General features: G+C 37.8%; 16 protein-coding genes. 7 read left to right on the top strand and 9 right to left on the bottom strand.

Annotated elements, in window-relative coordinates:
- Nucleotides 1–29: 29 nt before the first annotated feature.
- The 9 genes from IM793_RS04290 to rpsT all read right to left on the bottom strand — a co-directional run bounded on the left by IM793_RS04290 (nt 30) and on the right by rpsT (nt 7,422).
- The gene (locus IM793_RS04290; RefSeq protein WP_193419886.1) at nt 30–320 is read right to left on the bottom strand and encodes a hypothetical protein; all 291 of its coding nucleotides are present in this window, start codon (nt 318–320) and stop codon (nt 30–32) included.
- A gap of 31 nt (nt 321–351) precedes the next feature.
- Nucleotides 352–2,751: a phenylalanine--tRNA ligase subunit beta gene (pheT, locus tag IM793_RS04285; RefSeq protein ID WP_193419885.1), complete on the bottom strand. Its 2,400-nt coding sequence runs from the start codon at nt 2,749–2,751 to the stop codon at nt 352–354.
- Nucleotides 2,752–2,884: 133 nt separating this feature from the next.
- Nucleotides 2,885–3,079, bottom strand: a complete 195-nt coding sequence (locus IM793_RS04280) for a hypothetical protein (protein WP_121282490.1) — start codon at nt 3,077–3,079, stop codon at nt 2,885–2,887.
- A gap of 14 nt (nt 3,080–3,093) precedes the next feature.
- Entirely contained in the window at nt 3,094–3,288 is a 195-nt protein-coding gene (locus IM793_RS04275; RefSeq protein WP_193419884.1) for a hypothetical protein, read from the bottom strand.
- A 1-nt stretch (nt 3,289) separates the two neighbouring features.
- The gene (locus IM793_RS04270) at nt 3,290–4,684 is read right to left on the bottom strand and encodes a radical SAM protein (protein WP_193419883.1); all 1,395 of its coding nucleotides are present in this window, start codon (nt 4,682–4,684) and stop codon (nt 3,290–3,292) included.
- A gap of 5 nt (nt 4,685–4,689) precedes the next feature.
- Nucleotides 4,690–5,454, bottom strand: coding sequence for a prolipoprotein diacylglyceryl transferase (locus tag IM793_RS04265; RefSeq protein WP_193419882.1), 765 nt, complete (start codon nt 5,452–5,454; stop codon nt 4,690–4,692).
- Nucleotides 5,455–6,294, bottom strand: a complete 840-nt coding sequence (locus tag IM793_RS04260) for an endonuclease/exonuclease/phosphatase family protein (RefSeq protein ID WP_193419881.1) — start codon at nt 6,292–6,294, stop codon at nt 5,455–5,457.
- A 107-nt stretch (nt 6,295–6,401) separates the two neighbouring features.
- On the bottom strand, nt 6,402–7,100 hold the full coding sequence (gene radC / locus IM793_RS04255) for a DNA repair protein RadC (RefSeq protein WP_193419880.1): 699 nt from the start codon (nt 7,098–7,100) through the stop codon (nt 6,402–6,404).
- Between the two features lie 67 nt (nt 7,101–7,167).
- The gene (gene rpsT, locus IM793_RS04250) at nt 7,168–7,422 is read right to left on the bottom strand and encodes a 30S ribosomal protein S20 (RefSeq protein WP_029277289.1); all 255 of its coding nucleotides are present in this window, start codon (nt 7,420–7,422) and stop codon (nt 7,168–7,170) included.
- A gap of 241 nt (nt 7,423–7,663) precedes the next feature.
- On the opposite strand from rpsT, the gene IM793_RS04245 reads away from it, so the two are divergent.
- The 7 genes from IM793_RS04245 to rodA all read left to right on the top strand — a co-directional run bounded on the left by IM793_RS04245 (nt 7,664) and on the right by rodA (nt 15,876).
- Nucleotides 7,664–8,242, top strand: coding sequence for a phosphoribosylglycinamide formyltransferase (locus IM793_RS04245; RefSeq protein WP_193419879.1), 579 nt, complete (start codon nt 7,664–7,666; stop codon nt 8,240–8,242).
- 169 nt (nt 8,243–8,411) lie between these two features.
- Nucleotides 8,412–9,938, top strand: coding sequence for a bifunctional phosphoribosylaminoimidazolecarboxamide formyltransferase/IMP cyclohydrolase (gene purH, locus IM793_RS04240; protein WP_193419878.1), 1,527 nt, complete (start codon nt 8,412–8,414; stop codon nt 9,936–9,938).
- A 218-nt stretch (nt 9,939–10,156) separates the two neighbouring features.
- A complete protein-coding gene (locus IM793_RS04235; protein ID WP_010601761.1) occupies nt 10,157–11,179 on the top strand; it encodes a rod shape-determining protein in 1,023 nt (340 codons plus the stop codon).
- An 80-nt stretch (nt 11,180–11,259) separates the two neighbouring features.
- Entirely contained in the window at nt 11,260–12,099 is an 840-nt protein-coding gene (gene mreC, locus IM793_RS04230; protein WP_193419877.1) for a rod shape-determining protein MreC, read from the top strand.
- Nucleotides 12,092–12,607 carry a rod shape-determining protein MreD gene (locus tag IM793_RS04225; protein ID WP_193419876.1) on the top strand — a complete coding sequence of 172 codons (516 nt, stop codon included), beginning with the start codon at nt 12,092–12,094 and terminating at the stop codon, nt 12,605–12,607. Before mreC ends, IM793_RS04225 begins: the two co-directional genes overlap by 8 nt.
- Nucleotides 12,608–14,614, top strand: coding sequence for a penicillin-binding protein 2 (gene mrdA, locus IM793_RS04220; RefSeq protein WP_193419875.1), 2,007 nt, complete (start codon nt 12,608–12,610; stop codon nt 14,612–14,614).
- A complete protein-coding gene (gene rodA / locus IM793_RS04215) occupies nt 14,611–15,876 on the top strand; it encodes a rod shape-determining protein RodA (RefSeq protein ID WP_193419874.1) in 1,266 nt (421 codons plus the stop codon). The genes mrdA and rodA overlap by 4 nt, the downstream gene beginning before the upstream one ends.
- Nucleotides 15,877–16,278 lie beyond the last annotated feature (402 nt).

Below are 16,278 nucleotides of genomic sequence, written 5' to 3'. Positions count from 1 at the left end.
TTAGCTTAGTTTCTGATTTCTTTGCATCATTATTTTTTTAATAATGCAATACTCTTATCAATCTCACGCACAAAATCGTTAATTTTTTGTTTAATGTCAAGCGATTTTTCACTTGTTCCCTCTATACTTTTAGCCAATTTTGTAACCCTTAATTTTTCGTCAAGTTCCAAATTTTTGCCTTTCGCTGTATCGAGTGCTACTTTTAACGATTGATTTTCAAGCTTTAATAAATCATTTTCTTCCTGTAGCGCATTACATAACTCAATTACCCGAGCTGTTTTTTGTAATACTTTATCTAACTGATCTGCAACAGAAGTCATGAATTTATTTCTAAAAATACGAATTTATATTTTATTTCCTAATTTCTGCACCAGCTTGTGCCGTTAAATTCGAGATTAATTTCTGCATCGTGTTTTCAATCTGCTTATCGGTTAGGGTTTGTTCCTCATCCTGCAAAATAAAATTCAAGGCATACGATTTTTTTCCCTCCGGCAATTTATCACCAACGTATACATCGAATACACCAACCTCTTTGATCAGCTTTTTATCAGTTTTAAACGCAATACCCTTTAAGGTATCGAAGGTTACATTTTGATCAATCAACAATGAAAGATCGCGACGAACCTGCGGGTATTTAGAAACATCTTTGTGTACGATTTTATTTTTCCTTACAATATCTAATAAGGTTGCCCAATCGAAATCAGCATAAAATACCTCAGCATTTACATCGGCCACTTTGCGGTCCGCTTTTGAAGCCGCACCGAAACTTACCAGGGTTTTATCTCCACGGAAATATTTAATTCCGTAAGCAAAATTTTCATCATTTAAAACATCAGACTGATAGCTTGCAATGCCTAAACGCGATATAATGGCATCAACTGCCGATTTTAAATTATAGAAAGTTGCCGGTTTAGCATTGTGGTTCCATTGTTCGCTTTGTTTAGCCCCCGAAATCAACAATAATAACCTTGATCGCTCTACGTATTGCTCATTGATTAAATGGTAGGTTTTACCGAATTCGTAAAACTTCACATCTGCATTTTTACGGTTCTGGTTGTAAGCTACACTTTCTAAAGCCGGCATCAATAAATGCTGGCGCATTACATTTAAGTCGCTGCTTAAAGGATTTAAAATGAATACTGCTTCGTCTAAATTTTTCGAATAAGCCGATTTAGTTAACGAGTTACACATAATTTCTGCATAACCATTAGCGGCAAGCATATCAGCAATTACATTATGCGTATTTTCTTTCTCAGGCTTAATGCTGTAAGAAAGCGATGCATTTACTTTTGCCGGAATTTCGATATTGTCATAACCATAAATACGCAGTACTTCTTCAGTAATATCGCACTCACGCGTCACATCAACTTTAAACGATGGCACTCTTAAAGCCAGGGTATCATCAGAAGTATTGGTTGCCGAAATACCTAAAGCTGTAATAATGTGTTTGATTTCGGCTGAAGGGATATTTGCACCGATTAATTTATTGATATTGGTATAGCTTACTTCAAATTCGAACGGTTTGATGTGGCTTGGATAAATATCAGAAACTGATGAAGAAATTTCGCCTCCAGCCAGTTCTTTAATCAATAAAGCTGCGTATTTTAAAGCCGTTACCGTAATCTCCGGATCGGTACCACGCTCGTAACGGAAAGAGGCATCGGTTTTTAAGCCATGTCTTTTCGATGTTTTACGAACAGAAACCGAATTAAAGTAAGCACTTTCTAAGAAAATATTTTTGGTGTTGGTATCAACTCCTGAAGACTTTCCGCCGAAAACGCCTGCAATACACATTGGTGCTTCAGCATTGCAGATCATTAAATCATCGGCACTCAATTTACGTTCAACATCATCAAGGGTTACAAAAGGAGTACCTTCGGCAACTTTTTTCACAATTACTTTTCCACCGGTAATTTTATCGGCATCGAAAGCATGTAAAGGCTGACCTAGGCCATGCAGGATATAATTGGTGATATCAACCACATTATTGATGGGGCGTAAACCAATTACCTTTAATTTATCTTTTAACCAATCTGGTGATTCTTGTACGGTAACACCCGAAATAGTTATACTGCTATAACGTGGGCAAGCTGCCAAATCCTCTACCTCTACCGGAATCACAAGATTTTCATTATCCGTTTTAAAAGCAGAAAGATCAGGCATTTCATATTCACTTCTGAAATAAGCAGCCAAATCTCTCGCCACGCCTAAATGCGAAGCCGCATCGGCACGGTTTGGCGTTAATCCGATTTCGAAAACAAAATCATCATCCATTTTGAAATGATCTTTTGCACGGATACCCACTTCGGTATCTTCTGCAAGGATCATAATTCCATCGTGCGATTTACCTAAGCCAATTTCATCTTCGGCACAGATCATTCCCTGAGAAAGTTCTCCCCTGATTTTTGATTCTTTTATCTTAAAAGGCTCTCCCTCTAAAGGATATACCGTTGTACCCACTGTAGCGACTACTACTTTTTGACCAGCGCCTACATTTGGAGCACCACAAACAATCTGAAGCTTTTCTTTACCACCAACATTAACAGTAGTAATGCGCAAACGATCGGCATTGGGATGCTGAACACAGGTTAATACTTCGCCGATAACCAACCCCTCCAAGCCGCCCACAACGGGCTGCACTTTTTCTACACTTTCTACTTCTAAACCAACATTGGTAAGGATTAACGAAAGTTCCTGAGGTGTTTTATCAATCTGTACGAATTGTTTTAACCAGTTATATGATATTTTCATTTTGGAGTATCAAGTTTGAGTATCAGGTATCAAGACAAATCTGAACTGATACTCTATTTCTATAAAACGCAAAGATATTATTTAAAGGTTAAAGGAGAAAGCCAAACCCGCAATCTTGACACAATAAAAATGACTAATGGCCAATATTTAAATTAGATAGAATTACCGCGCATGCCCCTGCTCCGATTACCAGCATAATCACTGACGCAATAACCAATTTAAGTCCTGGCTTAACAGGTTGATTTTTAGCTGCTTTTACAATGATTTGAATGATACCAATTGTAAATAACAATCCGACAATTACCCAGTATACAATAAAAAGTTCCATGATTTATTTTGAAATTAACTGTTGGCGAGTAATACTGCACAAGCACCAAAACCGATTACCACCATAATTACTGAAATAATAAGCAATTTTAGCCCAGGTTTTACGGGCTCGTTCCTGGATGATTTAATAATAATCTGAATAAGGCCAACTACAAAAAGTACGATTGCGGTAAGACAATAAATTACAAATAAGCCGAATAAACCACCCATATTAAATCATATTTAATTTTTCCCTTATTAAATCTATTTTATTGTCACGGTAAAAAATATTCATGGTTTCGAAGGGTACTATTTTGTATTTATCGCTCACAATATGTACACATGATTTTTTAACTGCACGTACATCAAAGTCCAGCGGGTCCATAAAATTCATGATAATGATCCGAAATAAATTATCATAACTTAAACTATCTGATTTTACCCTTGGCAGGCAGCACATCAATTCGCCAAAGGCATCTTCGGCACAATCTACTGAAACACCTGTACTAAACAGGTTGAGCATATGCTCTTTCAATTTTTCATCGTGTTCAAAAACGATCGTATTTTTCGAATTGTTGAGCAAATCTTCTGGATTGATCAAATGCGTCATCGGGATCACCTCATCACCGATTTTTAAAGCATAAGCCATACACAGGGCATCGGGATTACATGGCACAGGGATTAAATCTTGTGGGGTAAAGGTTGGGTATTGCTCATAAATTTTTCTGCGTACCTCAGTTAAGGTGATTCTTCCCTGCTGATCATTATAATCATCATTTCTTCCGGCAACCTGAGTAGGCTGGAAAGTAACGCCACGAACACATTTCTGTTTTAATGCATAATCTAAAATATCGCCAATTTCATGATCATTCAACCCATTTTGCAAGGTTACCACCAAAGTAGTAGATACATTAAACTGATTTAAATGATCGATAGCCTTTCTTCGCACTTCGGTAAGATCTTCGCCCCTTAGTTTTGTTAATACTTCAGCGCTGAAGCTATCAAATTGCAGGTAAATTTCAAAATCGGGCATATAACTTGCCAGTTTTTCCACAAAATTAATATCCTTGGCAATCCTGATCCCGTTGGTATTCACCATCAGGTGTTTAATGGGTTTGGTTTTGGCAAGATCTAAAATCTTAAAAAAATCGGGATGTACGGTTGGCTCTCCGCCAGAGAGCTGTACTACATCGGGTTCGCCCTCGTTGGCTACTACAACATCCATCATTCGTTCTATTTCTTCCAGCGTACGGTGCCTGCCATAACTTGGCGACGACATGGCATAACAAGTTGGACAGGCCAGGTTGCAACGATCAGTTACCTCTATTACCGTTAAACACGAATGCTGTTCATGATCTGTACACAAACCGCAATCGTAAGGGCAGCCGTAATGCACTTTGGTATTGAACTTAAGCGGCATTTCCGATTGTTTATTGTAATTCCTGATCTGTTTATAGTATTCAACATCATCGGCAATCATCACTTTACTATCACCGTGCGTTCTGCAGTTTTTCAACATAAACACTTTAGCATCCTGAAAAACAATTTTCGCATCGCAAAGCTGTAAACATTCCGGACAAAGGCTCTTGGTATAATCGTAGTATATATAATCTCTGGTATTTGCCATACTGTTTACTTTTTAGCAGCTATCAGTTTAGAAATTCTGATGATGAATCTATAATAATAAATAAAAATAAACAATGCAGACCAATGAATACTGCTTAAATTTAAAAATAATGATTGATAAGGCTTAATAAATTCGATTAAAAAGCGAAATAGAAAATACAATACCATAAATAGTTTAAATCGATCGCCGTTAATCATTTCCACCAGTTTTAATCTGTTAAAAAGAAAAATTAACAGCAGGAGATAAATCATCTCGTAGAGCATTATCGGGTGCCTAAGGATTCCGTCGCCCAGATCCATACCCATAAAAAAATGAGTGGGAACTCCATAAGTTGGTTCATCAATTCCCATAGAAAAGCAGCCGATGCGTCCGATAATCAGCGCCACTAAAATGGGGATCACGTAAATATCCCCGGAGGCAACCTTTACACCAATTATCTTTTTTATTAATTCTACGCCAAACAATCCTCCAAGCAGTCCGCCAACAATGGTTTTACTTTGATATAAAATTGAAAACGTTAGGTGATTGATTACCTCTGGAGTTTCCAGTACAGCTACCACCCGCGAGCCTATCAACGCGCCCAACATGGCTCCCAACATAATCCACAGCCTGTTTTCGTCAGAGATCTGATCTACGATGTCTTTTTTATAATAGTAATAAAGCCTAACACCGATTATAAATGCGAGTGTTTCAAAAATATAGTGATAATGGTATTGGTTACCAAAAAGCTCGAATTGAATGGGAAAAATTGAAAGGGTTTTCAGTAGCATTTATTTAAAAAAAAGTCTACAGAAAACTGGCAGATGATCAGAATAATACCTTTTATCCTTACTATCGGTTAAAACCGCAAACTTTTGCACTTTAAAACCTTTGTTTACAAAAATATAGTCGATCCGGTCTTTCAGGTCGCTATCGAAATGAAAACCATTAAAAGTACCTGCAGGACCATACGGCGGCTCTACAGAAATCTCTTTAGCATCGGTCAGAAAAGATTTAATGGTTGCAATGGCTTCTGTTTCAGGTGTTACATTTAAATCGCCGGTAAAAATAACAGGCAATGTTGGTGCAATCTGCTGTATTTTCTGTTTCAACAATTTAGCCGACTCAATTCTCGCTTTCACCCCAATATGATCGTAATGGGTATTAAAAACGATAAATTCTTTATTATTTAACTTATCGTACAATTTAACCCAGCTGCATACACGGTTAAGTGCAGCATCCCATCCTTTTGAAGGGACATCAGGTGTTTCTGACAACCAAAACGTTCCACCATCTTTTTTAGTGAAGCGGTCTTTATCAAAATAAACAGCAGAAAATTCTCCTTTTCTTTTCCCATCCTCACGACCAACTCCTACCACATCAAAATTAGAGTTTTCGAGTAGCGCATCAAATTGTTCGGGCAAGGCTTCCTGTACGCAAAGAATATCAGCATCATGAAATTTCACTAAAGCTTTTACATTGTCTTTTCGGTTTGGCCAGGCGTTAACACCATCTGATGCTACATTTAAGCGGATGTTATAGGTAATGATATTAATTGGAACAGCTTTTTCCTGAGCAAAAGCCATAATGGTTAATAAAAGAAAAACAGGGATGATTTTTAAAGTATTCATAAATATAATTACACAATTTAATTAATGCTGGCTAACCAGTAACATTTAATTTTAAGCCGCTATTATACTAATTTAACGTTAATTGTACTTTAAGAACCAGATATCTTTTAAATTAAATCTTCATCCCGATAACTATAGTAACGGTTATTGGCAAAAATCAGGTGATCAACCACGTACAGACTAAGCAAATTCCCTGAAGCAACCATATCCCTGGTCAACTTATCGTCGCTTTCGCTGGGCTTTAAATTTCCTGAAGGATGGTTATGTGCTAAAACAACATTTGCCGCATTGTTTTCTAAAGCTGTTTTAAAAATAATTTTCGGATCAGCTACTGTACCTGCCTGCCCGCCTTTACTGATCAAAAATTTACCGATTACCCGGTTAGACCTGTTTAGCAGTAATATCCAGAACTCTTCATGATTGAGATTAGCAAAGGTTTGATGTAAATATTTATAAACATCATTAGAAGTAGTTACATGTGTAATCACCTCCTCTGTGGTTTCCTTTCGGCGCAAACCCAACTCTAAAGCTGCAATAATAGTTAATGCTTTGGCTTCTCCAATACCTTTAAACCTGGAAAGATCCAGAATAGAAGCTTTTCCAAGTTTTGTTAAATTGTTATCGTAAAAAGATAAAATTCTTTTACTTAAATCTACAGCGGTTTCATTTTTACTTCCCGAGCCTATTAAAATAGCAATAAGTTCGGCATCTGTTAAATGTCTTCGGCCATGCAATAAAAGTTTTTCGCGTGGCCGATCTTCTTCAGCCCATAACTTTATCCCTACTTTCTGTTCGTAATTCTTCATTTTTTTAGACAAAAAAAAAGCATCCTAACTTTTGATTAGGATGCCTTAATATCGTAAAAAAATTGGCTTATTTTAAACCATTAACGAATTTCGTTAATTTTGATTTGTTATTAGCCGCTTTGTTTTTGTGGATAATATTCTTTTTAGCTAAACGATCTAACATAGAGATTACTTTAGGCAATAAATCAGATGCAGATTTTTTATCTTCTGCAGCACGTAATCTTTTAATAAAGGTACGTGTAGTTTTTGCCTGATATCTGTTACGTAAACGTTTTGTTGCGTTTGCTCTAATTCTTTTTAATGAAGATTTATGATTTGCCATTTCTATTTAGCCTTTTATTTTTCTTATTCGTTTCCTATAATTCGGGTTGCAAATATAGGATTAATGTTTTTAAATTACAAAACACTTTCAACTTTTTTTTCATTAAAATTGAACCCTATTTCCGAACGGCAAAAATACATTAAAATTATTCATTAATAATACTTTAACATAAATGAATAAAAATTCTTTTCAATGGAGAAAAAAGGCTTAAAAATACTATTTTTGGGCAAAACGATTTTGAGTGAAAAAAAGAATAGCCATCTTTGCATCAGGTTCCGGCTCTAATGCCCAAAAGCTGATGGAGCATTTTAAGCGGAGTAATGAAATAGAAATATCTTTGGTATTGACCAACAATGCTGATGCCTATGTATTACAGAGAGCTGATAATTTCGAAATCCCCACTCATATTTTCGACAGGAATGAGTTCTACCACACGGATGAGGTAGTAGACCTGCTTAAAAACCTTGAAATCGATTTTATTGTACTGGCCGGCTTCCTTTGGCTGATTCCTAAAAACCTGATCCACGCCTACCCGGGCAGAATTGTCAATATCCACCCTGCCATCCTTCCAAAATTTGGCGGAAAGGGCATGTATGGAGACCATGTGCACCATGCGGTTATGTCTGCGGGCGAAACCGAAGGCGGAATCACCATTCATTACGTGAATGAAAGCTATGATGAAGGTGAATACATTTACCAGGCCCGCTACAAAATAGACAAAAACGATAACCTGGAAATGGTAAAATTTAAAGGACAGCAGCTTGAGCACCAGCATTATCCTCGTGTGGTGGAAACCATTGTTAAAAAGATCAGTAAATAAATGATTCGACACAGGTTAATAAGGCTATTAAAATAAATTTTAGCATAGCCAACCTGACTGGCGACTATACATTATTATATATAGTGGAATAAAATTTAATATTGATCGGTAAATCTCATTAAAAAACAATCCTGTTTTACTACCTTTGCGGCTCAAAATTTTCAGTCGAATGAGTCAATCCATTAAAATCAAAAACGCTTTAATCTCAGTATATTATAAAGATGGTTTGGAGCCATTGGTAAAATTGTTAGCCGCACAAGGTGTACAATTATTTTCTACCGGTGGAACAGAACAATTCATCAAAGATTTAAACCTTCCTGTTACGGCGGTTGAAGATTTAACTGGTTATCCATCTATTTTAGGCGGACGTGTTAAAACCTTACACCCAAAAGTATTTGGCGGAATTTTAAACCGTAGAGCATTAGCTGGCGACCAGGAGCAAATTGCTGAATATGAAATCCCGGAGATTGACCTGGTTATTGTTGACTTATATCCATTTGAAGAAACTGTAAAAGCAGGCGGAACACCAGAAGAAATTATTGAGAAAATAGACATTGGTGGTATTTCCTTAATTCGTGCTGCTGCCAAAAACTTCAACGATGTGGTGATTATCGCATCAAAAAACGACTATCCTACTTTAGAAGCGCAATTGGCAGAACAAAATGGCGAAACTACTTTAGCACAGCGTAAAGCATTTGCTAAAAAAGCATTCCATACTTCTTCTCATTACGATACTGCAATTTTCAATTATTTCAATACTGAAGAGCCACTTGATGTTTTTAAGCAAAGTGTAACTGAAGCTAAAACTTTACGTTATGGCGAAAACCCTCATCAAGGAGGGGTATTTTATGGTGATTTAGACGCCATGTTCACCAAACTTAACGGTAAAGAGCTTTCTTATAACAACCTGGTTGATGTGGATGCGGCTGTTGCTTTGATCGATGAATTCGAAGATCCAACTTTTGCGATATTAAAACACACCAATGCTTGTGGTATTGCTTCGCGCCCTACCGTTAAACAAGCCTGGGTTGATGCTTTAGCCTGCGATCCCGTTTCAGCTTTCGGTGGTGTACTGATTACCAATGTGGAAGTTGACCTTGAGACAGCACAAGAAATTAATAACTTATTTTTTGAGGTATTGATTGCTCCTTCTTACCAGGCAGAAGCCGTTGAGCTGTTCAGCAAAAAGAAAAACCGCGTTATTTTACAACGCAATGAGGTTGAATTGAGCAAAAAACAATTTAAAACATTATTAAACGGTGTAATTGAGCAGGATAAAGATTTAATTATCGAAGGTCCGGAGCAAATGACAACCGTTACGGATAAAGCACCAACAGCACAAGAATTAAAAGATCTGTTCTTTGCTAACAAAATTGTAAAACACACCAAATCAAATACCATTGTTTTGGTTAAAGATGATGTGTTGATTGCCAGTGGTGTTGGCCAAACCTCACGTGTTGATGCCTTAAGACAAGCAATTGAAAAAGCAGCTTCATTCGGTTTCAGCGTTAAAGGTGCTGCAATGGCTTCTGATGCTTTCTTCCCTTTCCCTGATTGTGTTGAAATTGCTGCCGAAGCCGGAATTACTGCTGTTTTGCAACCAGGCGGATCTATTAAAGATGCCGATTCTGTTGCAAAAGCAAACGAAAAAGGTATTGCCATGGTAACCACTGGGATAAGACACTTTAAACACTAGTTTGAGCTTAAAGCCGAAAGACTAAAGCTTAAAACGAAGATCCTGATAAAGCCTAATGACTTAAAACTTTAGTCTTTTAGCTTTTTATTTTCCAAATATTTTAATTGTCTTAAAAACAATTTAATAACTGAAGAAAATAAAACTTAAAACAATAAAAAAGCTATTTTTACATTAGGAATAGTATAGATTTGATAAAATAAAGAAAACATACCTTATACATGGGATTATTTAACTGGTTTACGCAAGAAGTTGCCATCGATTTAGGCACTGCGAATACCCTGATTATACATAACGACAAAGTAGTTGTAGATGAACCATCTATCGTTGCTTTCGATCGTACTACAAACAAAGTCATTGCTATAGGTCGTCAGGCAATGCAAATGGAGGGTAAAACCCACGATAATATTAAAACCGTTCGTCCACTAAAGGATGGAGTAATTGCCGATTTCAATGCTGCTGAGGCGATGATTAAAGGAATGATCCGTATGCTTAACGGTGGTAAAGGCTGGATGTTTCCTTCTTTACGTATGGTAATCTGCATCCCATCTGGTATTACTGAAGTAGAAAAACGTGCGGTACGCGACTCTGCAGAGATTGCCGGAGCAAAAGAAGTATACCTGATCCATGAGCCGATGGCTGCTGCTGTAGGGATCGGGATTGATGTAGAAGAGCCAATGGGTAACATGATTATCGATATAGGTGGTGGTACCACTGAAATTGCGGTTATCGCTTTGTCAGGTATTGTTTGCGACCAATCTATCCGCGTTGCGGGAGATAATTTCGACTCTGACATTGTAAACTACATTCGCCGTCAACACAACATTATGATTGGCGACCGTACTGCTGAAAAAATTAAAATTGAAGTTGGTGCAGCTTTACCTGAGTTACAGGATGCTCCTGCCGATTTTGCGGTTCAGGGTCGTGATTTAATGACGGGTGTACCAAAACAGATCACCGTTTCCTATACCGAAATTGCACATTGTTTAGATAAGTCGATCTCTAAAATTGAAGAAGCGATTTTAAAAGCCTTAGAGATTACTCCTCCGGAACTTTCTGCCGATATTTACCAAACAGGTATTTATTTAACAGGTGGTGGTGCATTATTAAGAGGATTAGACAAACGTGTAGCAGCTAAAACTAAATTACCTGTTCACGTTGCAGAAGATCCGCTTCGTGCAGTAGTTCGTGGTACTGGCATCGCCCTTAAAAATATTGGCGGATATAAATTCTTAATGCAATAAAACACGGAAAATGGAAGATGTATGATGGATGATGTATTGACTCCATTATACATTTCCCATCTTCCATTTTACCTAAAAATATGCGTAACCTTTGGATTTTCATCAGCAGATACAACGCATTTTTCTTATTTATCATTTTTTTTATCGTTGGCATCTACCTAACGGTGAAGAACAATTCCTATCAGCGGAGCGTAACCTTAAACTCAAGCAATGAGGTAGTTGGAACCGCTTACGAAAGGTTAAATATTTTTAAACGATATTTAAATCTGGGTATGGTTAACGATAGTCTTGCAGCCGAAAATGCAAAGCTTAAAAGTAAGCTATTAAGCTTAACTACTGTAGATACAGCGAAAGATGTTAAAGTGGTGGATACAGTTACCAATCAACAATACACTTATCTGGCAGCCAAGGTGATTAAAAATTCGATCACTTTGCGCAATAACATCATGACCATTAATAAAGGTACAGTTGACGGTATTAAAAGTGGTATGGCAGTTATTGCGCCTCAACGCGGTGTAGTGGGTTTTATCCGTGATGTTTCTGCACATTTAGCCACTATCCAGTCATTATTACATAAAGACACCAAGATTAGTGTGACCTTGAAAAAGAACAGTGCGCTTGGCTCGTTAGTTTGGGGCGACGGAAATTTCGATATTAAAAAGGCATTTGTGAAAGAGGTACCCAACCACATTAAAATGTATGTTGGCGATAGTGTGATTACTTCTGGTTATGGCTCCTTCCCTGCGGGGATTTTAGTTGGAAAGATTAGCAAGGCAAATGTGGCCACGAATGATAATTTCTTATCTGCAGAATTAAATTTATTTACTGACTTTAGCACATTACAATATGTATATGTGGTTAAAGATAAAAGGGCTGATGAGCAAAAAGCCTTAGAAAGCATCGCTAAACCGAATGAATAGTAGAATCGTAATTGTAAATGTGATCAGGTGGTTTTTACTACTTTTTGTGCAGATATTTTTGCTCAAGAATATGGGGTTTTACGACCTTTCCACACCATTTATCTACGTGCTGTTTCTGCTCTTGCTTCCATTCGGTATCCCAAATATATTATTGTATTTACTGGCCTTTATAACAGGACTAACACTCGATGCTTTTTATGATACCATGGGCGTACATGCCACAGCTTGTGTTGTTCTGGCTTTTGTAAGGATTTCTTTTATATCTATAAGTTTAAACCGCGACGCCATTGACGATCCGGAACCGTCGTTAAGTTATATGGGTTTCCAATGGTTTTCACTTTATGCTTTTCTCTGCGTTATTTCACACCATTTGGTGCTGTTCTTTTTAGAAACATTCAGGTTAACCGAAATTGGTTATACCCTAATGAGATGCGGCTTAAGTTGTATCTTTACACTGCTTCTTATTTTATTGGTAGAGTTTATATTCTATAGAAGAACACCGCGCTAAATGGATCAGTTATTTAACCGAAAATATATCGTTCAAGGATTATTTATTGTAATCGCCCTGATTTTACTGGGGAAGTTATTTTATATCCAGATTATTAGCGATAAGGCCTTCAGCTCCGCCGAGAGTAACGTATTGCGTAAAATTTACAAATATCCGGCCCGCGGTGCTATCCTCGACCGGAACATGAAGGTAATTGTGCAGAACGAACCTGTTTACGATTTAATGGTAACCCCAAATGAAGTCAAACCGTTTGATACGCTTGCATTGGCCAACGCCTTAGAAATTACTGTTGAGGATGTGCGTAAAAAACTAAAAAAAGCCAGTGCACAATCTTCTTATCAGGCTACATTTTTCGAAAGACAGATTTCTGTACAGAGTTACGCACGACTACAGGAAATCATGTACCGTTTTCCGGGTTTCAGAACCCAGGATAGAACGATCAGGCATTACCCCGATAGTATTGCAGGGCAGCTGTTTGGTTATGTAAAAGAAGTAAGTCCTGATGACATTGAAAAATCTGAAGGATATTATAAACCGGGCGATTTTATCGGAAAAAGTGGTTTAGAGCGTTCTTATGAAGATTTTTTAAGGGGCGAAAAGGGAGTGATCAATACATTATACGATGCCAAAAACATTGCCCAGGGTAGTTATGCCAATGGAAAATATGATATAAATGCCGTATCGGGAGATCGTTTAATTTCTTCTTTAGATATCAGGATTCAGCGTCTTGGCGAAGAACTGATGAAAAATAAGGTAGGGGCAATTGTTGCCATCGAACCTTCAACCGGAGAAATTCTGGCTTTTGTAAGTAGCCCAGGATACGATCCTAACCAATTGGTAGGTAAAGACTGGGGTAAAAACTACATGAGTTTGATTGCAAACCCTTACCGTCCGCAGATTGTAAGACCTATTGCAGGACAATATTCACCTGGATCATCGTTTAAACCTGTGGATGCTTTGGTAGCACTTCAGGATGGCGCAATTGATCCAAATACGACCTTTTTCTGTCCGGGTTATTACATGGCCGGAAATCACAAAGTAAAGTGCGAGCACGTAGACGGAACCATTAATATGCAACGCGGTATTGCCCGTTCCTGCAACACCTATTTCTGCCATGTTTTTCAAAACATCATCACTAAAAACGGCATGAAAAACCAGCGCCAGACTTATGCCAATTGGCACGAGCAGATTGCGAAATGGGGTTTTGGACAGAAACTGGGTATAGATATGCCTTTCGAAAAAAAGGGGATATTTTATCAGGCTGATCATTATGATAAAATTTATGGTAAACGCTGGGGTTATACCACCGTAATTTCGCAGGCCATTGGTCAGGGTGAAATTACCTCTACCCCATTGCAAATGGCAAACGTAATGGCAGCAATTGCCAACCGCGGCTATTATTTAAAGCCCCACTTAATTAAAGGTATCGGCGATAAAAATGTAGTGAAAAAAGAATATGTAGTTAAAAACTATGTGGGTATAGATGAGAAATACTTCCCTATTGTAATTGACGGGATGCGGGATGCGGTAAACAGTTCATGGGGAACCGCAAAAGAATCTCAGATCCCCAATATTGTGATGTGTGGTAAAACCGGAACCGTACAAAACCCACATGGCAAAAACCACTCGGTTTTTATCGGTTTTGCACCAATGGATAATCCGAAAATTGCCATTGCGGTGATTGTAGAAAATGGTGGTTTTGGTGGATCTTATGCTGCGCCAATCTCGAGTTTTATGGTTGAAAAATACCTAACTGACAGCATTAAGCCACGTTCAAACGGTTATACCGTAAAAGCATTCTCCGAAACCAATCTTTTGCCTGCATTAATCGATAAGACCAAAAAAGTAAAACCGACTAAATTAGATAGTTTAAAATTAAAAAAGGCAGATTCGCTGAAAAGGGTTAAAGACAGTTTAAAAATAAAACCAGCAATATTAAAACAAACTGTTGCTACCAGGCCGAAAGTAAATCAACCTATTGTAAATCATAAACCTGTAAAAAAATGATACAACAACAGGGAAGCCGTTTCTTTTTTAATGTAGATTGGATTACTGTTTTAATCTATATTGCTTTATGCGCAGTTGGGTTTATCAATGTTTATGCCTCTATTCCACATCACGAAGGGGCAACCACTTTCGATTTTGCAAGCAGTTATGGCAAACAGCTAATTTATGCAATTACCGGGCTGATATTGGGTTTATCAATTTTATTGTTCGATGGAAGGTTATTTAACGTATTTGCACCCTTTATTTACGGCGCTACCCTTTTTCTACTGGTTGTGGTACTTTTTGTAGGGAGAAATGTGGGCGGAAACCAGGCCTGGATCCCTATTGGTTCCTTCAGGCTACAGCCTTCAGAGTTTGCCAAGTTTGGTACAGCCTTACTTTTAGCCAGGTATGTGAGCACTTTCAATCCAAAATTCAGGGATATTAAATCAATTATAATTGCCGGATTGATTGTACTGGCGCCCCTTTTATTGATCATGCTGCAACCCGATACGGGTTCTGCACTGGTTTTCCTGGCTTTTATGTTCCCTTTATACCGGGAGGGCTTATCTGGTTATTTTCTGTTGATTTTCCTTGGGATGATTGTACTGTTTGTTGCCGATTTCCTGGTACCAACTTACATCTTGATTCTTATCCTCACTACTATTGGCGGACTTTTCATCTACAATAACAGACGGAAACAGAAAATCATTATTTCTACCGTACTGGTAACCATTATTGCAATTGCTTATCTTTTTGTGGTTAAAATTGCTTACGAGAAAATTTTGGCACCGCATCAGCGTAGCCGTATAGAATTGATGCTGGGCCTCAAAGCCGATAACAAAGGTGCGGGTTATAATGTAATCCAATCGCAGATTGCAATTGGTTCAGGCCAGGCAACTGGTCGCGGGTTTTTGCAGGGTACGCAAACTAAATATGGTTACGTACCCGCTCAAAGTACCGACTTTATATTTTCTACTATTGGCGAAGAATGGGGTTTTATGGGCTGTTCAGTTGTAATAGGCTTGTATATGTTTTTATTATTGAGATTGATCAATCTGGCAGAAAGGCAGCGATCTACCTTCTCGAGGGTTTACGGCTACAGTGTGGCCTGCATCCTCTTTTTCCACGTATTCATCAATATCGGGATGACCATTGGTATTATTCCGGTAATCGGAATTCCGCTACCATTTATTAGCTATGGTGGTTCGTCATTATGGAGCTTTACGATCCTGGTGTTTATCTTTTTAAAGCTCGATTCTAACCGGATGGGATTTATTTAAGAGTCGGGAGTCCGAAGTCTTTAGTCCGAAGTCGACATTTCGAATGTAGAATGTCTTCGTGAGGATATTCAAGATCTTTACATCAAAATTATCAATTAGGAGATATTGATTGTTTTTTGAAAAGCAAAACCTGTATTCAAATTATTGCCTGCTCCCGCTAAACGCTTTACTGCGTGTTCGCTTTTATCGGGTTTAGGTGGGCAATTCTGTGCTACTATTCTGGGTTAATAAACCCGACAAAAATGAAAATACTTTTTGGAGCAGCCGCATTCACATTGGGCAGCAGCTTTCGCAAAAAGATTGAAATGATGGCGGGGCTACAGCAGCTGTGAAATACTGAACGTTCATTTCCTAATCAAAAAACAAAATTGTTTTTGTTCTTATCAGCATTAGAAACAAAGA

The sequence above is a fragment of the Pedobacter sp. MR2016-19 genome, from assembly GCF_014947265.1.
Classification (GTDB): Bacteria; Bacteroidota; Bacteroidia; order Sphingobacteriales; family Sphingobacteriaceae; genus Pedobacter.
Note: the sequence above shows the minus strand (reverse complement) of the source record. Positions and strands in the feature narration are given on the sequence as shown.